Origin of the sequence: Rhodococcus sp. PvR099 (assembly GCF_017833315.1) — a bacterium.
Classification (GTDB): domain Bacteria; phylum Actinomycetota; class Actinomycetes; order Mycobacteriales; family Mycobacteriaceae; genus Rhodococcus_G; species Rhodococcus_G oryzae.
Window position 1 is genome coordinate 2,048,303 of the sequence record NZ_JAFIBV010000001.1, and the last position, 17,604, is coordinate 2,065,906.

Sequence of the window (17,604 nt, forward strand, 5' to 3'; positions counted from 1 at the left end):
CGACCGACCGCGACCGCGGCTGCGGCAAGATGGCGGTCGTGTCACGAACCCTCGAGCCCGATCCGACGGGAGCCGAACAGACGGGGCCCGCGGTCGCGCGCGAACCGGGCCTCTCGCACCCGATCAGCGCGGGCGTTGTCACCGCCCTCGTCGGCTTCACCAGTTCCTTCGCCGTGGTCCTCACCGGCCTGCGCGCGGTCGGCGCGAGTCCGACCGAGGCCGCGTCCGGCCTGATGGCGCTGTGCGTCACCCAGGCGATCGGCATGCTCTGGCTGTCCCGGCACTACCGGATGCCGATCACCCTGGCCTGGTCCACCCCCGGCGCCGCACTGCTGGCCGGAACGGGCCTGGTCGTCGGGGGCTGGCCCGCGGCGGTGGGCGCCTTCATCGTCGTCGGCCTCGCGGTCACCCTCACCGGCCTGTGGCCCCGGCTCGGTCGGCTGATCGCGGCGATCCCCACCCCGCTCGCCCAGGCCATGCTCGCGGGGGTGCTGCTCCCGCTCTGCCTCGCCCCGGTCACCGCCTTCCGCGACTCCCCCGCCGCGGTCGCCCCTGTCGTCCTCGTCTGGCTGGTCCTGCTGCGGTTCTCCCGGCGCTGGGCCGTGCCCGCGGCCTTCGCCGCGGCCGCCGTGGTGATCGCCATCAGCATCGCCTTCGGCAACGGCTCCCTGGACACCTCCGCACTCGCCCCGACGCTCGAGCTCACCGCCCCGCACTGGACGTGGCAGGCGCTGGTGGGCATCGCGGTCCCGCTGTACATCGTGACGATGGCCTCGCAGAACATCCCGGGCACCGCGGTGATGTCGTCCTTCGGGTACCGGGTGCCGTGGAAGTCGGCGATGACCGTTACCGGCATCGGCACCGTGATCGGCGCACCCGCGGGCGGCCACGCGATCAACCTCGCCGCCATCAGCGCCGCCCTGGCCGCCGCGCCCTCCGCGCACCCGGACCCGAAGCGGCGCTGGGTGGCCGCCTTCACCGCGGGCTGCTCCTATCTGGTGCTCGCGCTGTGCTCGGCGGCGCTGGCGACGCTGGTCGTCGCCGCACCGCAGGGCGTGGTCGAGGCCGTCGCGGGCCTGGCACTGCTGGCGACCCTTGGCGGCTCACTGGCGGCGGCGGTGGCCGACGAATCCGACCGGGAGGCGGCGGTACTCACCTTCCTGATCGCCGCGTCGGGCGTCGGCATCCTCGGCATCGGGTCGGCCTTCTGGGCGCTCGTCGCCGGGCTGGTCTTCCGGCTGGTGGTGCGCGGCGTCAGGCCCCGGCCGCGAACTCCTTGAGGAGCTGGCTGAGCGACGCCGGGTCCTGCAGCATCGGCAGGTGCCCCGTGGCCATCTCGCGCCGCCACCGGGTTCCGAGCTCGTCGGCGTACCGGCCCTGCAGCGCCGCCGGGAACTCCTTGTCCGCCGTCGCCACGAGGTAGCCGGTGCGCGTGGGCAGGGTCCGCGCCGAGACGCGATCCCGGTAGAGGCGCTGCGATTCCGGCGCGAAGTCCGCGACGATGCGCGCGATGTCATCCTCGCCGAGACCGGCGCACAGGCCCGAGCGGATCGCCTTCTCCGGCGGCCGGGTGCCCGCGAGCCGCATGATCAGCCCGACGATGTACCGCTGCGGCGCGGGCAGCGCGCCCAGGAACGAGCGGCCCGCCGACGGCACCGAGGCCGCGACGGCGAGCAGCCCGCCGACGCGCTCGGGGGCGAGGGCCGCGACCTCGGTCGCCACCACGCCGCCGATCGAATGCGCCACCACGGTGAACTCACCGTCGGGTGCCTGCGCCAGCACCGCCTCCGCGTAGTCCCGCAGCGTCGCGTCCGCGCGCTTCGGGTATGACGCGACGACCGAGTCGACGGGCAACGAGGCCCGCACCTCGTCCCAGATCCAGGCCGGAAGCCCTGCGCCGCTGAGGAAAACGATCGGTGTCGACTTCGGTTCGGTGTTCATGCGCACTCCTTGAATGTGAGGGTGAACGCAACAGTAGACAGAGAGCCCGACAAGCAGCTGTCGGCTTCTATAACCTCGTCGCCATGGCCTTCTCGAAGTCCACCGACCCGCACCTGACGCTACGGCGGATCGAACGCCAGCACGCGGTGATCGAGTGCCTACGCGCCCGGTCGCCGGAGTTCACGACGGCACGCGCGCTGGCCGACACCGTGCGCGTCACCCCGCGAACCGTCGAGCGCGACATCGCCCGGATGCGCGAGGCAGGCATCCCGATCGAGGTCCGCAACGGGCCAGGCGGCGGGTACGCGATCGACGCCAGGCGGCACGTCGATCCGATCACCCTCACCCCCGGTGAGGCCGCGGCCCTCATCGTCTCGCTGGTCGCGCTGGGGCCCACCGCCACCGACGCCGCCGGTTCGGCGATGACCAAGCTCGTCGATTCGCTGATCCATACGACGCCACCACCGAGGCAACTGTCCCGACACGCCTGATCTAAGGTCGCCACCATGACCTCCGCCCAATCCGAGCCCACCGCCGCCGACTACCCCGTGCTGTGGCCTGTACCCACCCGCTGGGCGGACAACGACCACTACGGCCACGTCAACAACGTCACCTACTACTCGTACTTCGACACCGCGGTGAACGGCTGGCTGATGTCGGCGGTCGGCGTCGACATCCGCGACCTGCCCGCGATCGGCGTCGTCGCCGAGACCTCGTGCAGGTACCACAGCGAGCTGAGCTTCCCGGACCAGCTGCAGGTCGGACTGTCGGTGGCCCGGCTCGGCGCGCGCAGCATCGTCTACGCGCTCGCGATCTTCCGGGTCGGCGAGCGCGGCGCGCTCGATCTCGCCGCCACGGGACGCTTCGTGCACGTCTACATCGACGCGCAGACCCGGAAACCGGTGGCGATTCCCGAGGAGATCCGCGACGCGGTGAGCCAATTGACCCCGCCGTCCTGAGCCGGGAACTCCCTGCTCAGGTCGGATGATCAGGCGGTCGGTGCCACCGCTCGTTGCAGCTGTTCGGCAAAGTGGACGAAGGAGCCGACCATGTCGACCTCGTCGTCGACCAGCCACTGGTTTTCCAGCCCCTCCACGGCGGCGACCAGCAAAAAGGTGGTCATCCGTGGGTCGACGTCGTGGCGCACCGAGCCCGCCTCGATGCCGCGGCGGAGTGACGATTCGACCAGCGATTGCAGGAACTTCTGCCGGCCGATGACCCACTCGCGGGCGGGGTGTTCCGATCCCGTCGCCTCGGCGGCCGTGAGGTGCGCGAGCTGAACGAGGTCACGATTCTGGACGTTGTGGCGCACGATCCGGATGAGGAAGGCGATCAGCTCGGCGAAGTCCATCTCGGACAGGGTCTCGGGATCCGTGCCCGTCGCGTGCAGATCCTGCACGTCCCGGTCGGCGAGCACCGCCATCAGCAGCGCCGCCTTGGTGGGGAAGTGGTGCAGCAGTCCGGGCTGGGAGATCCCGGCCTCGGCCGCGATCTTCGCCAGGGAACTGCCCCGATAGCCGTGAACCGCGAAGTGCGCCAAGGCGATCTCGAGGATCCGCGCACGCGACAACTTGCCCGAGCGTTCCGCGGAGTCAGTGGTGGCCATGGCGGTGAAGCGTAGTCGCCCCGATCTCGACGCCCCCGAAACGCCGAACGCCCCGCTCTCGGGAAGCGGGGCATTCGATCAGGTCGGAGTATTCACGTCGTGGTCGAGGGCTTCGACGAGCCCGACGTGAGACCGCCCGTGAGGCCGCCGAGCACCGAGATCAGCTGGCTCAGAATGTTGTCCATGTTGTTCCCTTCAGTGTGATTTTTGCCACCGTGTTCCGGCTCACAAAGAAGTGTGCACGCCGATCCCGGATCCGTCTAGCGGATTGATGGTTTCTTTTACAAGATTCTTTTGGTCACGATTTGCATACGATTAGCTACCGGAGGCCGGCCTTGCGCGCGATCTCCATCGCCTGGGCCACGATGTCGTCGATCAACTTCGTCGACGGTGCTCCCACTGCGGCCGTGTTCCGTGGATCCTCCATCGTCCGCCGGAGCACCCCCTCGGCGATGATCGAGATCTTCCACAGGGCCAGTGCGTGCCAGAACCCGAGCGCGGCCGGATCCCTGCCGGTCTCCTGCATGTAGGCCTTCGTCAGCTCTTCCCTGGTCGGGAAGCCCTCCAGCGTCGACGCCGCGAAAGGACCGGGAACCTCGTCCTCCGCCTGCGCCCAATATGCCAGCAGCGCACCGACATCCGCGAGCGGGTCACCGAGCGTGCACAGTTCCCAGTCCACGACGGCGACCACCCTGCCGTCGTCGCGGGCGGTGATCACGTTGCTCAGGTGGAAGTCGCCGTGCACCAGGGTCAGCTCGGTCTGCGCGGGGATGGACCGGGTGAGCAGCGCCGCCAGCTCGTCGATCGCCGGGATGTCGCGGGTCTTCGACTTCTCCCACTGCCCCGACCAGCGCCGGAGCTGGCGCTCCGCGTAGGGCGAGTGGCTCGCGAGATCGTCGAGGCCGGACAGTTCGAGGTCGACGGCGTGAATGCTGGCCAACGCCTTCGGCATCGACAGCCCGGTTGCCCGTCGACGTTCCGGCGTCAGCTGCTTGGCCACCCCGATGCTGTCGATCACCACACCGTCGACGTAGTTCATCAGCATCAGCGGCGCGTCGGTGATCGCCGGGTCCTCGGTCAGGCCCAGCACCTTCGGCACCGGCACCCCGGTCCCCTGCAGGGCCGACAGGATCCGGTACTCCCGGGCCACGTCGTGCGCGGACGCCAACAGGTGCCCCAGCGGCGGCCTGCGCAACACCCACTGGCCACCCCCCGAGTCGGACACCAGATAGGTCAGGTTCGACTGGCCGTTGCCGATCCGTTTGAACTCGAGCGGCGCGACGGCACCGACCCCCATGTCGGCGATCCAGTTCGACACCGCCTCTTCGTCGAGTCCTACGGCGTTGCTCATCGGGTTCCCTTCCTGTCACGGACTGTGGTGCGGTGTCTGTCATTTCGCGGCGGCGACGGCTTCTTCGGCTGCGAGCCGGTACGGCCGCAGCTCCTGGCGCGCGATGGTCATTTTGTGTACCTCGTCGGGGCCGTCGGCGAGCCGCAGGGCGCGCAGGTGCGCGTACATCATTGCCAGCGGGAAGTCGTCGGACACCCCGCCGCCGCCGTGCACCTGGATGGCTCGGTCGACGATCTTGAGCGCCATCTGCGGGGCAGCCACCTTGATGGCGGCGATCTCGGTGCGCGCCTCCTTGTTGCCGACCGTGTCCATCAACCAGGCGGCCTTGAGGGTCAGCAGCCGGGCCATCTCGATCTCGATGCGCGCCTCGGCGATCCAGTCCTGGATGTTGGCGCGCGCGCTCAGCGGACGACCGAAGGTGACCCGGGTCGACGCCCGCAGGCACATCAGTTCCAGCGCCCGCTCCGCCATCCCGACCGCGCGCATGCAGTGGTGGATGCGCCCCGGTCCGAGCCGGGCCTGGCTGATCATGAATCCCGCACCGGCACCGGCCAACACGTCGGCATCGGGGACCCGGACGTTCTCGAACAGCACCTCGGCGTGGCCCTCGCGGTCCTGGTAGCCGAACACCGGCAGCCCGCGCACCACCGTGATCCCGGGGGCGTCGATCGGCACCACCATCATCGACTGCTGGCTGTAGACGGGCCCGGTGGGATCGGTCTTGCCCATCACGATCAGCACCCGGCAGTTGGCGTGCAACGCATTCGAGGTCCACCACTTGCGCCCGTTGAGCACCCACTCGTCGCCGTCGCGGGCCATGGTCATCTGGATGTTGGTCGCGTCCGAACTGGCGACGTCGGGCTCGGTCATGGCGAACGCGGAGCGGATGGTGCCCTCCAGCAGCGGCCGCAGCCAGCGCTCTTTGTGCTCGTCGGTGCCGAAGAGCGTGAGAACCTCCATGTTCCCGGTGTCCGGGGCGGAGCAGTTGCACGCCTCGGACGCGAGGTGGCTCCGTCCCATGATCTCGGCCAGCGGCGCGTACTCCGAGTTGGTCAGCCCCGGCCCGTACCCGGGATGCGGGTGAAAGAGGTTCCACAACCCCCGCGACCGCGCCTCGACCTTGAGTTCCTCGATGATCGGCGGCTGGAAGTGCGGGTCTCCCGACTCGCGCATCTGCTGCTCGTACACCGCCTCGGCCGGGTAGATCCGCTCGTCCATGAAGGCCAGGAGCTTGTCGCGGTACTCCTGACAGCGTTCGGTGGGTGCGAAATCCATCTGCTTCCCTCTCCCTGGATCAGCGTGCCCGTGACGGCCGCGACCGCGGCGGAATTACCCAAGCAGCGATGCTAGTTCGCGGATGCCGTTACCACCTGCGGACGCGGATATCGCCGCCGAGCCGCAACAAATCGGGGCCGATTCGATTTCGCCAGACCACGAAACGTGATCCGGGGCGAGCGCCGATGGGCGACAAATACCCCCGAAGTGCGCGAGAATCAGTCATGGCTCGTCCGCTTCCGGCGATGACCACCGACACGCTGCCGCACCCACCGCATCGGCTACCGGTGCTGGGCGACGTGCTCTCCGGCGACGCCGCCCGTCCCGCGCAGCGGCTGGCCGAGCTCGCCGGGTTCCTCGGCCCCATCTACGAGACCAAGATCTTCAATCGACACCTCACGGTCGTCTCGGGGCCCGCGGCGTACGCGGAGCTCGGTGACGAGAAAAGGTTCGGCAAGCACGTCGGCTTCGCCTTCGCGGCCTCCCGCGAGTTCCTAGGCGACGCGCTGCCCACCGCGTACAGCGACGAACCCAACTGGGCGCGAGCGCACAACATCCTGATGCCCGCCTTCACCCTCTCCGCGATGCGCGGCTACCACGACATCATGCTCGAGACCGTCGGCGAACTCCTTGCCCACTGGGACACCCTGGCCGACTGGGACACCACCGTCGACGTGCACACCGACACCAGCAAGCTGACGCTCGAGACGATCGGCCGCATCGGATTCGGCTATCACTTCGATTCGTTCACTCGCAGCGAGCCCGACCCCTTCGCCGTCGCGGTGGCGCGCATGTTCGCCTATATCGGGCGCGCCGGGTTCCGCATCCCGGTGCACTGGCTGGAGAACGCGGTCCACGGCAAGGACATCAGGCAGAACGCCCGCGATGTCGACTACGTCCGGCACGTGGTCGACGACATCATCCGCGAGCGCCGCCGCCACCCGGACGGTCAGCCCGACGACCTGCTGGCGCTGATGCTCGGCACCGCGGACCCCGAGAGCGGGCAGCGTCTCGAGGACGAGAACATTCGCAATCAGGTGATCAGCTTCCTCAGCGCCGGCCACGAGACCACCTCCGGCACACTCTCGTTCGCGCTGCATCTGCTCGCGACCCACCCCGAGATCGCGGATCGGGCCCGGGCCGAGGTCTCCTCGCTGTGGCCGGCGGGCACGGAGCCGGACCCGGTGTTCGCCGACATCCACAAGCTCAAGTACGTGCGCCGGGTCGTCGACGAGACGCTGCGCCTGTGGCCGATCGCCCCCGGCTACTTCCGGGAACCGAAACAGGACACCACCCTCGGCGGCCACGCGGTCCGGAAGGGCCAGGCCCTGCTGGCGCTCACCCTGCGCGTGCAGCGGGACCCGGTGTGGGGCCCGAACCCGCTGGCCTTCGATCCGGACCGATTCCTCCCCGAGCGCGCCCGCACCCGCCCGACCGGCATCTACAAGCCCTTCGGCACGGGCATGCGCTCGTGCATCGGACGCCAGCTCGCCCTGCACGAGTCCACACTGGCGCTCGCGCTGATCCTGCATCGCTACGAGCTCGCTCCCGTTCCCGGCTACCAGCTGGAGGTCGCGGAGGAGTTCACGCTCAAGCCCGTCGGCCTGCGGCTGGGTCTGCGGCGACGCTGACGAACCCGAAGTCGACGAACCCCCGCGGTTGGGCGCGTTCCGCCGCCCGCGGGCGCGCCGGCACGCCAAGATGGAGCCCATGGCAGTCCTCACGGTCGATCGTCCGTCGATGCCCCACCCGCCGCGGCGGATCCCCCTGCTCGGGGACCTGCTCGACGTCGATGTCACCAAGCCGACGCAGAACGCGATGGCCTGCGCGCGGCGCCTCGGCCCGATCTACCAGCGCAAGATCTTCAACTACGTGTTCACCTTCGTCTCCGGCGTGGACCTGGCCACCGAGCTCAACGACGAGAGCCGGTTCCAGAAGCACGTCGGCGTCGCGCTGCGGAACCTGCGGCCGATCGGGAACGACGGGCTGTTCACCGCCTACAACTCCGAACCGAACTGGTCGAAGGCCCACAACATCCTGATGCCCGCCTTCACCCAGTCCGCGATGCGCAGCTACCACCAGACCATGCTCGACACCGTGCGTGAGCTGATCGTGCACTGGGACGAGCGCTGCGACTCCACACCGGTCGAGGTCACCCCGGACATGACCAAGGTGACGCTCGAGACGATCGGCCGTACCGGCTTCGGATACGAGTTCGGCTCCTTCGACCGAGCCGAGCAGGACCCGTTCGTCGGGGCGATGATCCGCTCACTGAGGTTCGCGCAGAAGGCCTCGTTCACCATCCCGATCCCGATCCTGGACCGGGCGATCAAGCGCACGGCGATCCGCAGGAACCAGGCCGACCTGGCCTACATGGCCGAGGTGGTCGACGAGGTGATCCGCTCGCGCCGCGCGAACCCCGAGGAGCACCGCGACGACCTGCTCGGTCTGATGCTCTCCGCCGAGGATCCCGAGTCCGGCGAGCGTCTCGACGACGAGAACGTCCGCGACCAGGTGATCACCTTCCTCATCGCCGGTCACGAGACCTCCTCGGGCGCCCTGTCGTTCGCGTTGTACTACTTGGCGAACAACCCGGAGATCGCCGAGCGCGCCCGCGCCGAGATCTACTCGATGTGGCCAAAGGGCACCGACCCCGATCCGGTGTTCGAGCAGATCCCGAAGCTGCGCTACGTGCGGCGAGTCCTCGACGAGACACTGCGACTGTGGCCGACCGCGCCCGGCTACATGCGCGAGGCCCGCGAGGACACCGTGCTGGGCGGCCGCTATCCGATGAAGGCGGGTGACGCCGCGTTCGTGCTGTTGCCGCAGCTGCACCGGGACCCCGTCTGGGGCGACGACCCGGACTCGTTCGACCCGGACCGGTTCCTGCCCGCGAACGTCCGCACCCGCCCCGGCCACGTCTACAAGCCGTTCGGCACCGGTATCCGCTCCTGCATCGGCAGGCAATTCGCGATCCACGAGATCGTGATGGCCCTGGCACTGCTGCTGCACCGCTACGACCTCGAGCCCGAGCCCGACTACGAGCTCGACGTCACCGAGTTGCTCACCCTCAAGCCGGAGGGGTTCCGGCTGCGCCTGCACCGCCGCTGACAGCGAAGGACACCCATGGAGATCCTCACCATCGTCTGCACCGTCCTTCTCGCCGTCGCCGCGCTCGGCGCGGGGGTGCCCAAGGTGATGCTGCGGGGGCCGGCCTGGACGGCGCTGCGCAGGCGCGGGCTGAGCGCCGCGCGGGTCCGATTCATCGGCGCGGCGGAGCTCGCGGGCGCGGCCGGGCTGATGGTGGGCCTGTACTGGTGGCCGGTCGGGATCGCCGCCGCCGTCGGCCTGCTCGTCCTGTTCGGGTCCGCGGTCGCCTTTCACATCAGGTACGGCGACTTCGGCAACCCCGATTCCGGCAATAACGCCTGGACGGCATTCGCACTGGCAAATCTCTCGGTGATCGTGATCGCCACCCTGCTCGTGACGAACTGATCGTCCATGCAGGTCAGAACGGTGTTGACGGCTCGACGACCGGCTCACTTGCGCCCCGCCGCCAAAGGTGGATGCTGAGAAGTAAGGACACATCGAGCGCCGCCGAGGTCTCACGAGGACCGCCCCGGCACAGCAGCGAGGAGGGTCCGGTGTCCGAGAAAATCGACTATCCGGTCCAACTCATCCAGCCCGACGGGGCCCGGGTACACGGAGCCGGCTACGCGGGCGAGGTCACCGACATCGGCCCCGCGGAGCTGGGCGGCCTGTACGAGGACATGGTGGTGCTGCGCCGCGTGGACGCGGAGGCCACCGCCCTGCAGCGCCAGGGACAGCTGGGGATCTGGGCACCCAGCCTCGGTCAGGAGGCGTCCCAGATCGGGTCCGCGCGGGCCCTCGCACCGGACGACTACGTCTTCACCAGCTACCGCGAGCACGGCCTCGCGTACTGCCGCGGCGTGCCACCCGCGCAGTGGCCCCCGCTGTGGCGCGGCGTGGCGCTGTCGAACTGGGATCCCGCCGAGTACAACCTGACGAACCCGGCCATCGTCGTCGGCTCACAGGGTCTGCACGCCACCGGCTACGCGATGGCCGCCCATATGGACGGCGCCGAGATCGCGGTCATGGCGTACTTCGGCGACGGCGCCACCAGCCAGGGCGACCTGTCGGAGGCGCTGGGGTTCGCCGCGAGCTGGGGCGCGGGTGTGGTCTTCTTCTGCCAGAACAATCACTGGGCGATCAGCGAACCCGTTCAACTGCAGAGCCCGTTCCCGCTCGTGGCCCGGCCCCGCGGGTTCGGGATCCCGGGGATCGCGGTGGACGGCAACGACGTCCTCGCCGTCCTCGCGGTGACGCGCACCGCCGTGCGGCGCGCGCGTGAGGGAGGCGGACCGACCTTCATCGAGGCCATCACCTACCGGATGGGCCCACACACCACCTCCGACGACCCGACCCGCTACCGGACCGGCGCGGAGATCGAGCACTGGCGCGCCCGCGACCCCATCGACCGGCTCCGCCGGCTGCTGCTGCGCGAGGGCGCGATGGACGAGGAGTTCACCCGCGGGGTCGATACCAAGGCCGCCGCGGCGGCCGAGGCCCTGCGGGCGGGCGCCCTCGCCCTGCCCGACCCGGCCCCGCTGACGGTCTTCGATCACGTGTACTCCGACCCGCATCCGCTGATCGACGAGGAACGCGAACAGTTCTCGGCGTACCTGGACACCCTCGAGGAGGCGCAGCCGTGACCACGATGGCGCTGGGCGCCGCGCTGAACGCCGGGCTGCGCAGGGCCCTCGAACGCGACCCGAAGGTGCTGCTGATGGGCGAGGACATCGGCAAGCTCGGCGGCGTCTTCCGGGTCACCGACACGCTGCAGAAGGACTTCGGCGCCGCCCGCGTGATCGACACCCCGCTCGCCGAATCCGGCATCATCGGGACCGCGTTCGGGATGGCGCTGCGCGGCTACCGGCCGGTGTGCGAGATCCAGTTCGACGGGTTCGTCTACCCGGCCTTCGACCAGATCGTGTCCCAGGTCGCCAGGATCCACTTCCGCACCGGGGGCCGGGTGCGGGCGCCGCTGACGATCCGGGTGCCGTTCGGCGGCGGAATCGGTGCGGTGGAGCATCATTCGGAGTCCCCGGAGGCGCATTTCGCGCACACACCCGGCCTCCGCGTTGTCACCCCGTCCACCCCGGACGACGCCTTCCACATGATCATGCAGGCCATCGCCTCGGACGATCCGGTGGTGTTCTTCGAACCCAAGCGCCGGTACTGGGACAAGGGCGAGGTGGACCTCGACGCACCCGCCGCGCTCGAGCTGCACCAGGCCCGAGTCGCGGCCCCCGGCACCGACGTCACCCTTGTCGCGTACGGGGCGATGGTGGCCACCGCGCTGTCGGCGGCCGAGATCGCCCGGCAGGAGCGGCATTCGATCGAGGTGATCGATCTGCGCTCGCTATCCCCGATCGACTTCGACACCGTCGAGGCCTCCGTCCGCAAGACCGGGCGGCTGGTCGTCGCGCACGAAGCCCCGGTGTTCCTCGGGCTCGGGTCGGAGATCGCCGCCCGGATCACGGAGCGGTGCTTCTACCAGCTCGAGGCGCCGGTCGCCCGGGTCGGCGGTTTCGCGACGCCCTACCCGCCCGCCAGATTGGAGCGGTACTACCTCCCCGACCCAGACCGCATCCTCGACGCGGTCGACCAGACGCTCGCCGCATGAAGGGACATCCGCCGTGCACCCAGCGAACGAGTTCCGGCTGCCCGACCTCGGCGAGGGCCTGACGGACGCGGAACTGGTCCGCTGGTCGGTCGCGGTGGGTGACACCGTCGAACTCGATCAGGTGATCGCGGAGGTGGAGACGGCAAAGGCGTTGGTGGAGTTGCCCTCCCCCTTCGCCGGGACGGTGTTGGCCCTGCTCGCCGAACCCGGCACCATCGTCGAGGTCGGGGCGCCGCTGATCCGGATCGGCGAACCCGGCGCGGACGACTCCCCCGGCGGAGCGGCGCCGCGCGCCGCGGAAGCACCGGACCATCCGGCCACGCTGGTGGGGTACGGACCGACCGCCGCGCCCGCGAGCCGGAGGCGAAGGCGAAGGGCCATACCCGCCCCCGGGTCCCCGGACCTCGAACGCGCGCGGCCCGACGCGAAGCCCTCCGCGCGCAGGCTGGCCCACGAGCTCGGCATCGACCTGAGCGACGTGCAGGGCACCGGGTTCGGCGGGGCGATCACACCCGAGGACGTTCGCGCACACGATGTTCCACGAGAAACGGCTCCGCCCGAGGAAGCACCCGCACATCGCGAGACCCGCACCCCGATCCGTGGTGTGCGGCGGCGGACCGCGGACGCGGTGACCCGGAGCGCGTTCACCGCCCCGCACGTCACCGAGTTCGTCACGGTCGACGTGAGCGCGACGATGGACCTGGTCGATCGCCTGCGCGCGAGTCCCGCCTTCGCCGGCCTCGAGCCGACCCCGCTGACCCTGGTGGCCAAGGTCCTGCTGGTGGCGCTGCGCGAGCACCCCTCTCTCAACTCGAGCTGGGACGAGGAGCACCAGGAGATCGTCACCAAGCACTACGTCAATCTCGGGATAGCGACCGCCACCTCGCGCGGACTGCTGGTGCCGTCGGTCAAGGACGCGCACCTGATGAGCCTGCTCGAGCTCACCCGGGCGATCCACCAGCTCGTCGAGACCGCCCGCGCCGGCCGCTGCACCCCCGCCGACCTGTCCGGCGGCACCATCACGATCACCAACGTCGGGGTGTTCGGCGTGGACACCGGAACCCCGATCCTGAGCCCGGGCGAGGCGGCCATCCTGTGCCTCGGCGCGATCGCGCCGCGGCCGTGGGTGGTCGACGGCGAACTCGCCGTCCGCTCGGTCACCACCCTGGGGCTGTCCTTCGATCACCGCCTGGTCGACGGTGAGCAGGGCTCGCGCTTCCTCGCCGACATCGCCGCGACACTGACCGATCCACTCACCCTGCTCTGACAGGGCCGGCCGGGCGGGCGGCTGGCCGGGGTAGAAAGAGTGGGTGCGCCCGAAAAGCCCGACCCTCGCGGATCCCGTCCGGCTCCGACGGGCCCGCGCCGCGATCTTCGGCATCTTCGCCGTCAACGGATTCCTGCTGGCCGCCTGGGTGGTGCACATCCCTTCCATCTCGGAGCGCACCGGCATCAGCCACGCCACCCTCGGCTGGCTGCTCCTGCTGCTGGCGGGCGGCGCCCTGATCGGCATGCAGGTGGCGGGCCCGCTCGCGGACCGCTACGGCAGCCGACTGATGGTGATCCTCGCCGGGGTGTTCATCTCGTTCGGGGTGATCGGGCCGGGGCCGGCGACCGACGCGGTCTGGCTCGGCGTGGCGCTGACCGTGTTCGGGTTCGGCAACGGCGCGCTGGACGTGTCGATGAACTCGCAGGCCGTGCACGTCGAGCGGCTCTACCGGCGGCCGATCATGTCGGCCTTCCACGCGTTCTTCTCGATCGGTGGGGTCGTCGGGTCGCTGCTCGGCGCCGCCGCCCTTGCTGCCGGGTGGCCGCCGCTGACCTCGCTGGCCGTCGCGGCCGCGATCGGGTTCGTGACGGTCGCCGGGTGCGCCCCCTTCCTGCTGCCGCACGTCGCCCCCGCCGAACACACGGCCCCCGACCGGGTCACCGGCAGGCGAGGCGCCGGGGCCTCACGCAAGGTGCTGGCCCTGGGAGCGCTCGCCTTCGCGCTGTTCCTTTCCGAGGGGGCCGCGAACGACTGGAGCACGCTGCAGGTCAAGGAGCACCTCGGGACATCCGACGCGACCGCCGCGCTGGCCTTCGGCGCGTTCGCGCTGATGATGACGGTCGGCCGGTTCGGTGCCGACCGGGTCAGCGCCGCGCTCGGACCGGTCGCGGTGGTGCGCTACGGCACGCTGATCGCGGCCGCGGGCATCGGGATGGTGATCGTGTCCGGCTGGGTGTGGCTGACGCTGGCCGGCTGGGCACTGTTCGGGCTCGGGCTGTCCGGCTGCATCCCGCAGATCTTCACCGCGGCGGGCAACCTGAGCGTCGGATCGGCGGGGGTGAACATGTCGCGCGTGGTTGGCATGGGCTACGTCGGGCTGCTCGCGGGTCCCGCGCTGCTCGGCTGGCTGACCAAGCTGATGCCACTGACCGCGACCATGCTGGTGCCGCTGGTGTTCGTGCTGCTGGCGTCGCGGTACGCGGGACTCGTCGGCCGTCCCCGGGTGCTGAGCGAGCTCAACGAGTCGGTCTGAGCACCCGGCGATTCGGGCGATTCGATCACCCCGCCGCCGGGCTCCTTGTAGGTTCGGGCCGCGCACCGCCATCTCACCGAGTCAAGGAGCCACAACGCATGGGCAGCAACGACGTCGACCCCCTCGCCATGGTGATCGCGATGATCACCACCGCCCTCATCCCGACCGGCAGCATCATCTTCTAGACACCGCGAACACCGAAGGCGCCCTCCCCCGATCGACTCGGGGAAGGGCGCCTTCGTCAGCGAACGCGTCGGGCTAGAGGGCCTTGAGCTCCTCGGTGACCGCGGCGACCATCTTCTTGGCGTCGCCGAACAGCATCGAGGTGGTGTCCGCGAAGAACAGCGGGTTGTCGATGCCGGCGTAGCCCGAGGACATCGACCGCTTGAGCACGATGACGGACCGGGCCTCGTCGACGTTGAGGATCGGCATCCCGTGGATCGGGCTGCTGGGATCGTTGCGCGCGGCGGGGTTGGTGACGTCGTTGGCGCCGATGACGATGGCGACGTCGGTGCGCGAGAACTCACCGTTGATGTCGTCCATTTCCTTCATGGCGTCGTACTCGACGTCCGCCTCGGCGAGCAGCACATTCATGTGACCGGGCATGCGGCCCGCGACCGGGTGGATCGCGTACTTGACCTCGACGCCCCTGGCCTCCAGCAGCGCCGCCATCTCCTTGACCGCGTGCTGCGCCTGCGCCACCGCCAGACCGTAACCGGGGACGACGATGACCTGGTTGGCGTACGCCATCTGGATCGCCGCATCCGAGGCGGAGGTCGCCTTGACGGTGCCGCCGGTCGCACTGGCGCCGCCCGCCGCGGCGGCGTCGCCACCGAACGAGCCGAAGATGATCGCCGGGATCGACCGGTTCATCGCCTTCGCCATCAGGTTCGTCAAGATGGTGCCCGACGCGCCGACGATCATGCCTGCGACGATCATCGCCTGGTTGTTCAAGGCCAGACCCGCCGCCGCCGCCGACAGACCGGTCAACGCGTTGAGCAGCGAGATCACCACGGGCATATCGGCGCCGCCGATCGGCAGCACCACGAACAGGCCCATGACACCGGCCGCGACGAGCAGCCCGACGATCAGCAGCGAGGACTGTGGGTCACCGTCGGCATTGATGCCGATGAACACGGCCAGCCCGATCGAGACCAACGCGAGGATCATGTTCGCAACCTGGAACGCCTTCGCGTTCGAGACGAACACCTTCTCCACGTTCTTGTTCAGCAGTTCCTGCAGCTTCGCGAACGCCACCAGCGAGCCCCAGAACGAGACCGAACCGATGATCGCGGCGAACAGCGATCCGACGATGAACGGTGCCGAGGGCACCGCCTCGACAGCGGTGAAGCCGTCGGAGTTGAGGAACTCGGCCCACGCGATGAGCGCGACGGTGCCACCGCCGACGCCGTTGAACAGCGCGACCAGCTGCGGCATCGCCGTCATCTTGGTGCGCAGCGCAGGCGGCACGCCGAGGACGACGCCGACCAGCAGGCCACCCGCGATGAGGGCCCAGTTGTCCGTGTCGCGGATGTCGATCAGGACGGCGACCACCGCGATCAGCATTCCCACCGCGGCGATGTAGTTGCCGCGTACCGCGGTCTTCGGGCCGGTGAGGCCGGACAGACCGTAGATGAACATCGAGAACGCGACGATGTAGAGGATCGTGACGAGGTAGCCCATCAGGCGTCAGCCCCCTTCTTCTCGGCCGCCGCATTCTTGTCGGACACTGCGGCGTCCTTCTTGGGCTTGAACATCGCGAGCATGCGGTCGGTGACGACGAAGCCGCCGACGACGTTCAGGGTGCCGAACACCAGCGCGACGAACAGGATGATCTTGATGCTCCACGGCGCATCGCCGGGCAGGTGCCCGAGCACGACAAGCGCGCCGAGCACGACGATGCCGTGGATGGCGTTGGTGCCCGACATCAGCGGCGTGTGCAGCGTGTTGGGCACCTTGGAGATGACCGCGAAGCCCACGAACCCGGCCAGGACCAGGATCGCGATGTTGGCAAGAAGTTCGTTGTACATCAGGGTTTTGCCTCCTTGCGGGTGACGCACGCGGCGGCGAGCACCTCGTCGTCGAAGTCCGGCGCGAGCGCGCCGCTCTCGTCGAGCATCAGCTCGATGAGGGCGTACAGGTTCTTCGAGTACAGCTCGCTCGAGTGCTCCGGCATGGTGGCTGGCAGGTTCAGCGGGGAGCAGATGGTCACGCCGTGCTTGACGACGGTCTGACCGGGTTCGGTGATCTCGCAGTTGCCGCCGGTCTCGCCGGCCAGGTCGACGATGACGCTGCCGGGCTTCATGCCCTCGACGGCGGCGGCGGTGACCAGGCGCGGGGCCGGACGGCCGGGTACAAGCGCGGTCGTGATGACCACGTCGAAGCCCTTGATCGCGTCCTCGAGCGCCTGCTGCTGCTGGGCCCGCTCGTCCTCGGTCAGCTCGCGGGCGTAGCCACCCTCGCCTGCCGCGTCGATGCCCAGGTCCAGCCACTGCGCGCCGACGGAACGGACCTGGTCCGCCACCTCGGGTCGCACGTCGTAGCCGGTGACGCGGCCGCCGAGACGCTTGGCCGTGGCCAGCGCCTGCAGGCCGGCAACGCCGACGCCGAGCACCAGCACGGTGGCCGGCTTGACGGTGCCCGCCGCGGTGGTGAGCATCGGGAAGTACCGGGTGGACTCCGACGCGGCCAGCACGACGGACTTGTAGCCGGCGACGTTGGCCTGCGAGGACAGCGCGTCCATCACCTGGGCGCGGGAGATGCGCGGGATCGCCTCGACGGCATACGCCTCGACCCCGGCGTCCGCGAGCGCGGCGATGCCGGTCTCGTTGGTGCGCGGGGCGAGGAAGCCGATCAGCTTCTGGCCGGCGCGCAGCCGGGCGGTCTCCTTGGCGTTCGGGGCCGCGACCTTGAGGACGACGTCCGCGGACCACGCGTCGCCGATGGTCGCACCCGCTTCCTCGTACAACTCGTCGGGCATCAGGGCGCCGAGCCCCGCACCGGACTCGACGATGACGTCGAGACCCTTGCCGCGAAGCGTTGCGACGACCTTGGGTACCAACGCGACCCGGCGTTCGCCGTCGTTCGTTTCCCGAACGACGCCGACCGTTGGGCGCGGCTGCTTAGAGCTCTGCGATGTATCCAACTGTCTGATTACTTCCTGCGGTAGGTGGTTTTGGAACCGCGGCGGACGGCGGCACCC

At 69.6% G+C, this 17,604-nt stretch carries 17 protein-coding genes; 10 read left to right on the forward strand and 7 right to left on the reverse strand.

The window, feature by feature from the left end:
* Positions 1 to 29 precede the first annotated feature (29 nt).
* Positions 30 to 1,280, forward strand: coding sequence for a benzoate/H(+) symporter BenE family transporter (locus JOE46_RS09395; RefSeq protein ID WP_209927026.1), 1,251 nt, complete (start codon positions 30 to 32; stop codon positions 1,278 to 1,280).
* On the opposite strand, the gene JOE46_RS09400 is transcribed toward JOE46_RS09395, so the two are convergent.
* A complete protein-coding gene (locus JOE46_RS09400; RefSeq protein WP_209927027.1) occupies positions 1,255 to 1,941 on the reverse strand; it encodes an alpha/beta fold hydrolase in 687 nt (228 codons plus the stop codon). The genes JOE46_RS09395 and JOE46_RS09400 overlap by 26 nt on opposite strands.
* Positions 1,942 to 2,024: 83 nt before the next feature.
* Between JOE46_RS09400 and JOE46_RS09405 the strand changes: the two genes are divergently transcribed.
* Entirely contained in the window at positions 2,025 to 2,432 is a 408-nt protein-coding gene (locus tag JOE46_RS09405) for a YafY family protein (protein ID WP_209927028.1), read from the forward strand.
* 15 nt (positions 2,433 to 2,447) lie between these two features.
* On the forward strand, positions 2,448 to 2,900 hold the full coding sequence (locus JOE46_RS09410; protein ID WP_097213741.1) for a thioesterase family protein: 453 nt from the start codon (positions 2,448 to 2,450) through the stop codon (positions 2,898 to 2,900).
* A 29-nt stretch (positions 2,901 to 2,929) separates the two neighbouring features.
* Here JOE46_RS09410 and JOE46_RS09415 read toward each other — a convergent pair whose 3' ends face one another.
* From JOE46_RS09415 to JOE46_RS09425, 3 genes are all read right to left on the reverse strand, one after another.
* On the reverse strand, positions 2,930 to 3,547 hold the full coding sequence (locus JOE46_RS09415; protein ID WP_209927029.1) for a TetR/AcrR family transcriptional regulator: 618 nt from the start codon (positions 3,545 to 3,547) through the stop codon (positions 2,930 to 2,932).
* 319 nt (positions 3,548 to 3,866) lie between these two features.
* Positions 3,867 to 4,898 carry a phosphotransferase family protein gene (locus tag JOE46_RS09420; RefSeq protein ID WP_209927030.1) on the reverse strand — a complete coding sequence of 344 codons (1,032 nt, stop codon included), beginning with the start codon at positions 4,896 to 4,898 and terminating at the stop codon, positions 3,867 to 3,869.
* A 39-nt stretch (positions 4,899 to 4,937) separates the two neighbouring features.
* Positions 4,938 to 6,173 (reverse strand): acyl-CoA dehydrogenase family protein, encoded by a 1,236-nt coding sequence (locus JOE46_RS09425; RefSeq protein ID WP_097213744.1) that lies wholly within the window; start codon positions 6,171 to 6,173, stop codon positions 4,938 to 4,940.
* A 245-nt stretch (positions 6,174 to 6,418) separates the two neighbouring features.
* Between JOE46_RS09425 and JOE46_RS09430 the strand changes: the two genes are divergently transcribed.
* The 7 genes from JOE46_RS09430 to JOE46_RS09460 all read left to right on the forward strand — a co-directional run bounded on the left by JOE46_RS09430 (position 6,419) and on the right by JOE46_RS09460 (position 14,402).
* The gene (locus JOE46_RS09430; protein WP_097213776.1) at positions 6,419 to 7,804 is read left to right on the forward strand and encodes a cytochrome P450; all 1,386 of its coding nucleotides are present in this window, start codon (positions 6,419 to 6,421) and stop codon (positions 7,802 to 7,804) included.
* A gap of 70 nt (positions 7,805 to 7,874) precedes the next feature.
* Entirely contained in the window at positions 7,875 to 9,284 is a 1,410-nt protein-coding gene (locus JOE46_RS09435) for a cytochrome P450 (RefSeq protein ID WP_374102889.1), read from the forward strand.
* Positions 9,285 to 9,299: 15 nt separating this feature from the next.
* Positions 9,300 to 9,668, forward strand: a complete 369-nt coding sequence (locus JOE46_RS09440) for a DoxX family protein (protein ID WP_097213745.1) — start codon at positions 9,300 to 9,302, stop codon at positions 9,666 to 9,668.
* Between the two features lie 149 nt (positions 9,669 to 9,817).
* Positions 9,818 to 10,906 (forward strand): pyruvate dehydrogenase (acetyl-transferring) E1 component subunit alpha, encoded by a 1,089-nt coding sequence (gene pdhA / locus JOE46_RS09445; RefSeq protein ID WP_097213746.1) that lies wholly within the window; start codon positions 9,818 to 9,820, stop codon positions 10,904 to 10,906.
* A 5-nt stretch (positions 10,907 to 10,911) separates the two neighbouring features.
* A complete protein-coding gene (locus JOE46_RS09450; RefSeq protein ID WP_209929025.1) occupies positions 10,912 to 11,880 on the forward strand; it encodes an alpha-ketoacid dehydrogenase subunit beta in 969 nt (322 codons plus the stop codon).
* A gap of 13 nt (positions 11,881 to 11,893) precedes the next feature.
* Entirely contained in the window at positions 11,894 to 13,147 is a 1,254-nt protein-coding gene (locus JOE46_RS09455) for a dihydrolipoamide acetyltransferase family protein (protein WP_209927034.1), read from the forward strand.
* Positions 13,148 to 13,190: 43 nt separating this feature from the next.
* Complete coding sequence (locus JOE46_RS09460) at positions 13,191 to 14,402, forward strand: MFS transporter (RefSeq protein WP_209927035.1); 1,212 nt, start codon at positions 13,191 to 13,193, stop codon at positions 14,400 to 14,402.
* 258 nt (positions 14,403 to 14,660) lie between these two features.
* Here JOE46_RS09460 and JOE46_RS09465 read toward each other — a convergent pair whose 3' ends face one another.
* The 3 genes from JOE46_RS09465 to JOE46_RS09475 are packed head-to-tail and all read right to left on the reverse strand — an operon-like array spanning position 14,661 to position 17,547.
* Positions 14,661 to 16,085: an NAD(P)(+) transhydrogenase (Re/Si-specific) subunit beta gene (locus JOE46_RS09465; protein WP_077042300.1), complete on the reverse strand. Its 1,425-nt coding sequence runs from the start codon at positions 16,083 to 16,085 to the stop codon at positions 14,661 to 14,663.
* The gene (locus tag JOE46_RS09470) at positions 16,085 to 16,432 is read right to left on the reverse strand and encodes an NAD(P) transhydrogenase subunit alpha (RefSeq protein ID WP_097213750.1); all 348 of its coding nucleotides are present in this window, start codon (positions 16,430 to 16,432) and stop codon (positions 16,085 to 16,087) included. Before JOE46_RS09470 ends, JOE46_RS09465 begins: the two co-directional genes overlap by 1 nt.
* Positions 16,432 to 17,547, reverse strand: a complete 1,116-nt coding sequence (locus JOE46_RS09475; RefSeq protein ID WP_097213751.1) for a Re/Si-specific NAD(P)(+) transhydrogenase subunit alpha — start codon at positions 17,545 to 17,547, stop codon at positions 16,432 to 16,434. Before JOE46_RS09475 ends, JOE46_RS09470 begins: the two co-directional genes overlap by 1 nt.
* Positions 17,548 to 17,604: the final 57 nt, after the last annotated feature.

Bases quoted from the DNA above. Each gene is read 5' to 3' on its own strand.
- JOE46_RS09395 (WP_209927026.1), top strand. From the start codon at position 30: ATGGCGGTCGTGTCACGAACCCTCGAGCCCGATCCGACGGGAGCCGAA.
- JOE46_RS09400 (WP_209927027.1), bottom strand. From the start codon at position 1,941: ATGAACACCGAACCGAAGTCGACACCGATCGTTTTCCTCAGCGGCGCA.
- JOE46_RS09405 (WP_209927028.1), top strand. From the start codon at position 2,025: ATGGCCTTCTCGAAGTCCACCGACCCGCACCTGACGCTACGGCGGATC.
- JOE46_RS09410 (WP_097213741.1), top strand. From the start codon at position 2,448: ATGACCTCCGCCCAATCCGAGCCCACCGCCGCCGACTACCCCGTGCTG.
- JOE46_RS09415 (WP_209927029.1), bottom strand. From the start codon at position 3,547: ATGGCCACCACTGACTCCGCGGAACGCTCGGGCAAGTTGTCGCGTGCG.
- JOE46_RS09420 (WP_209927030.1), bottom strand. From the start codon at position 4,898: ATGAGCAACGCCGTAGGACTCGACGAAGAGGCGGTGTCGAACTGGATC.
- JOE46_RS09425 (WP_097213744.1), bottom strand. From the start codon at position 6,173: ATGGATTTCGCACCCACCGAACGCTGTCAGGAGTACCGCGACAAGCTC.
- JOE46_RS09430 (WP_097213776.1), top strand. From the start codon at position 6,419: ATGACCACCGACACGCTGCCGCACCCACCGCATCGGCTACCGGTGCTG.
- JOE46_RS09435 (WP_374102889.1), top strand. From the start codon at position 7,875: ATGGAGCCCATGGCAGTCCTCACGGTCGATCGTCCGTCGATGCCCCAC.
- JOE46_RS09440 (WP_097213745.1), top strand. From the start codon at position 9,300: ATGGAGATCCTCACCATCGTCTGCACCGTCCTTCTCGCCGTCGCCGCG.
- JOE46_RS09450 (WP_209929025.1), top strand. From the start codon at position 10,912: ATGGCGCTGGGCGCCGCGCTGAACGCCGGGCTGCGCAGGGCCCTCGAA.
- JOE46_RS09465 (WP_077042300.1), bottom strand. From the start codon at position 16,085: ATGGGCTACCTCGTCACGATCCTCTACATCGTCGCGTTCTCGATGTTC.
- JOE46_RS09470 (WP_097213750.1), bottom strand. From the start codon at position 16,432: ATGTACAACGAACTTCTTGCCAACATCGCGATCCTGGTCCTGGCCGGG.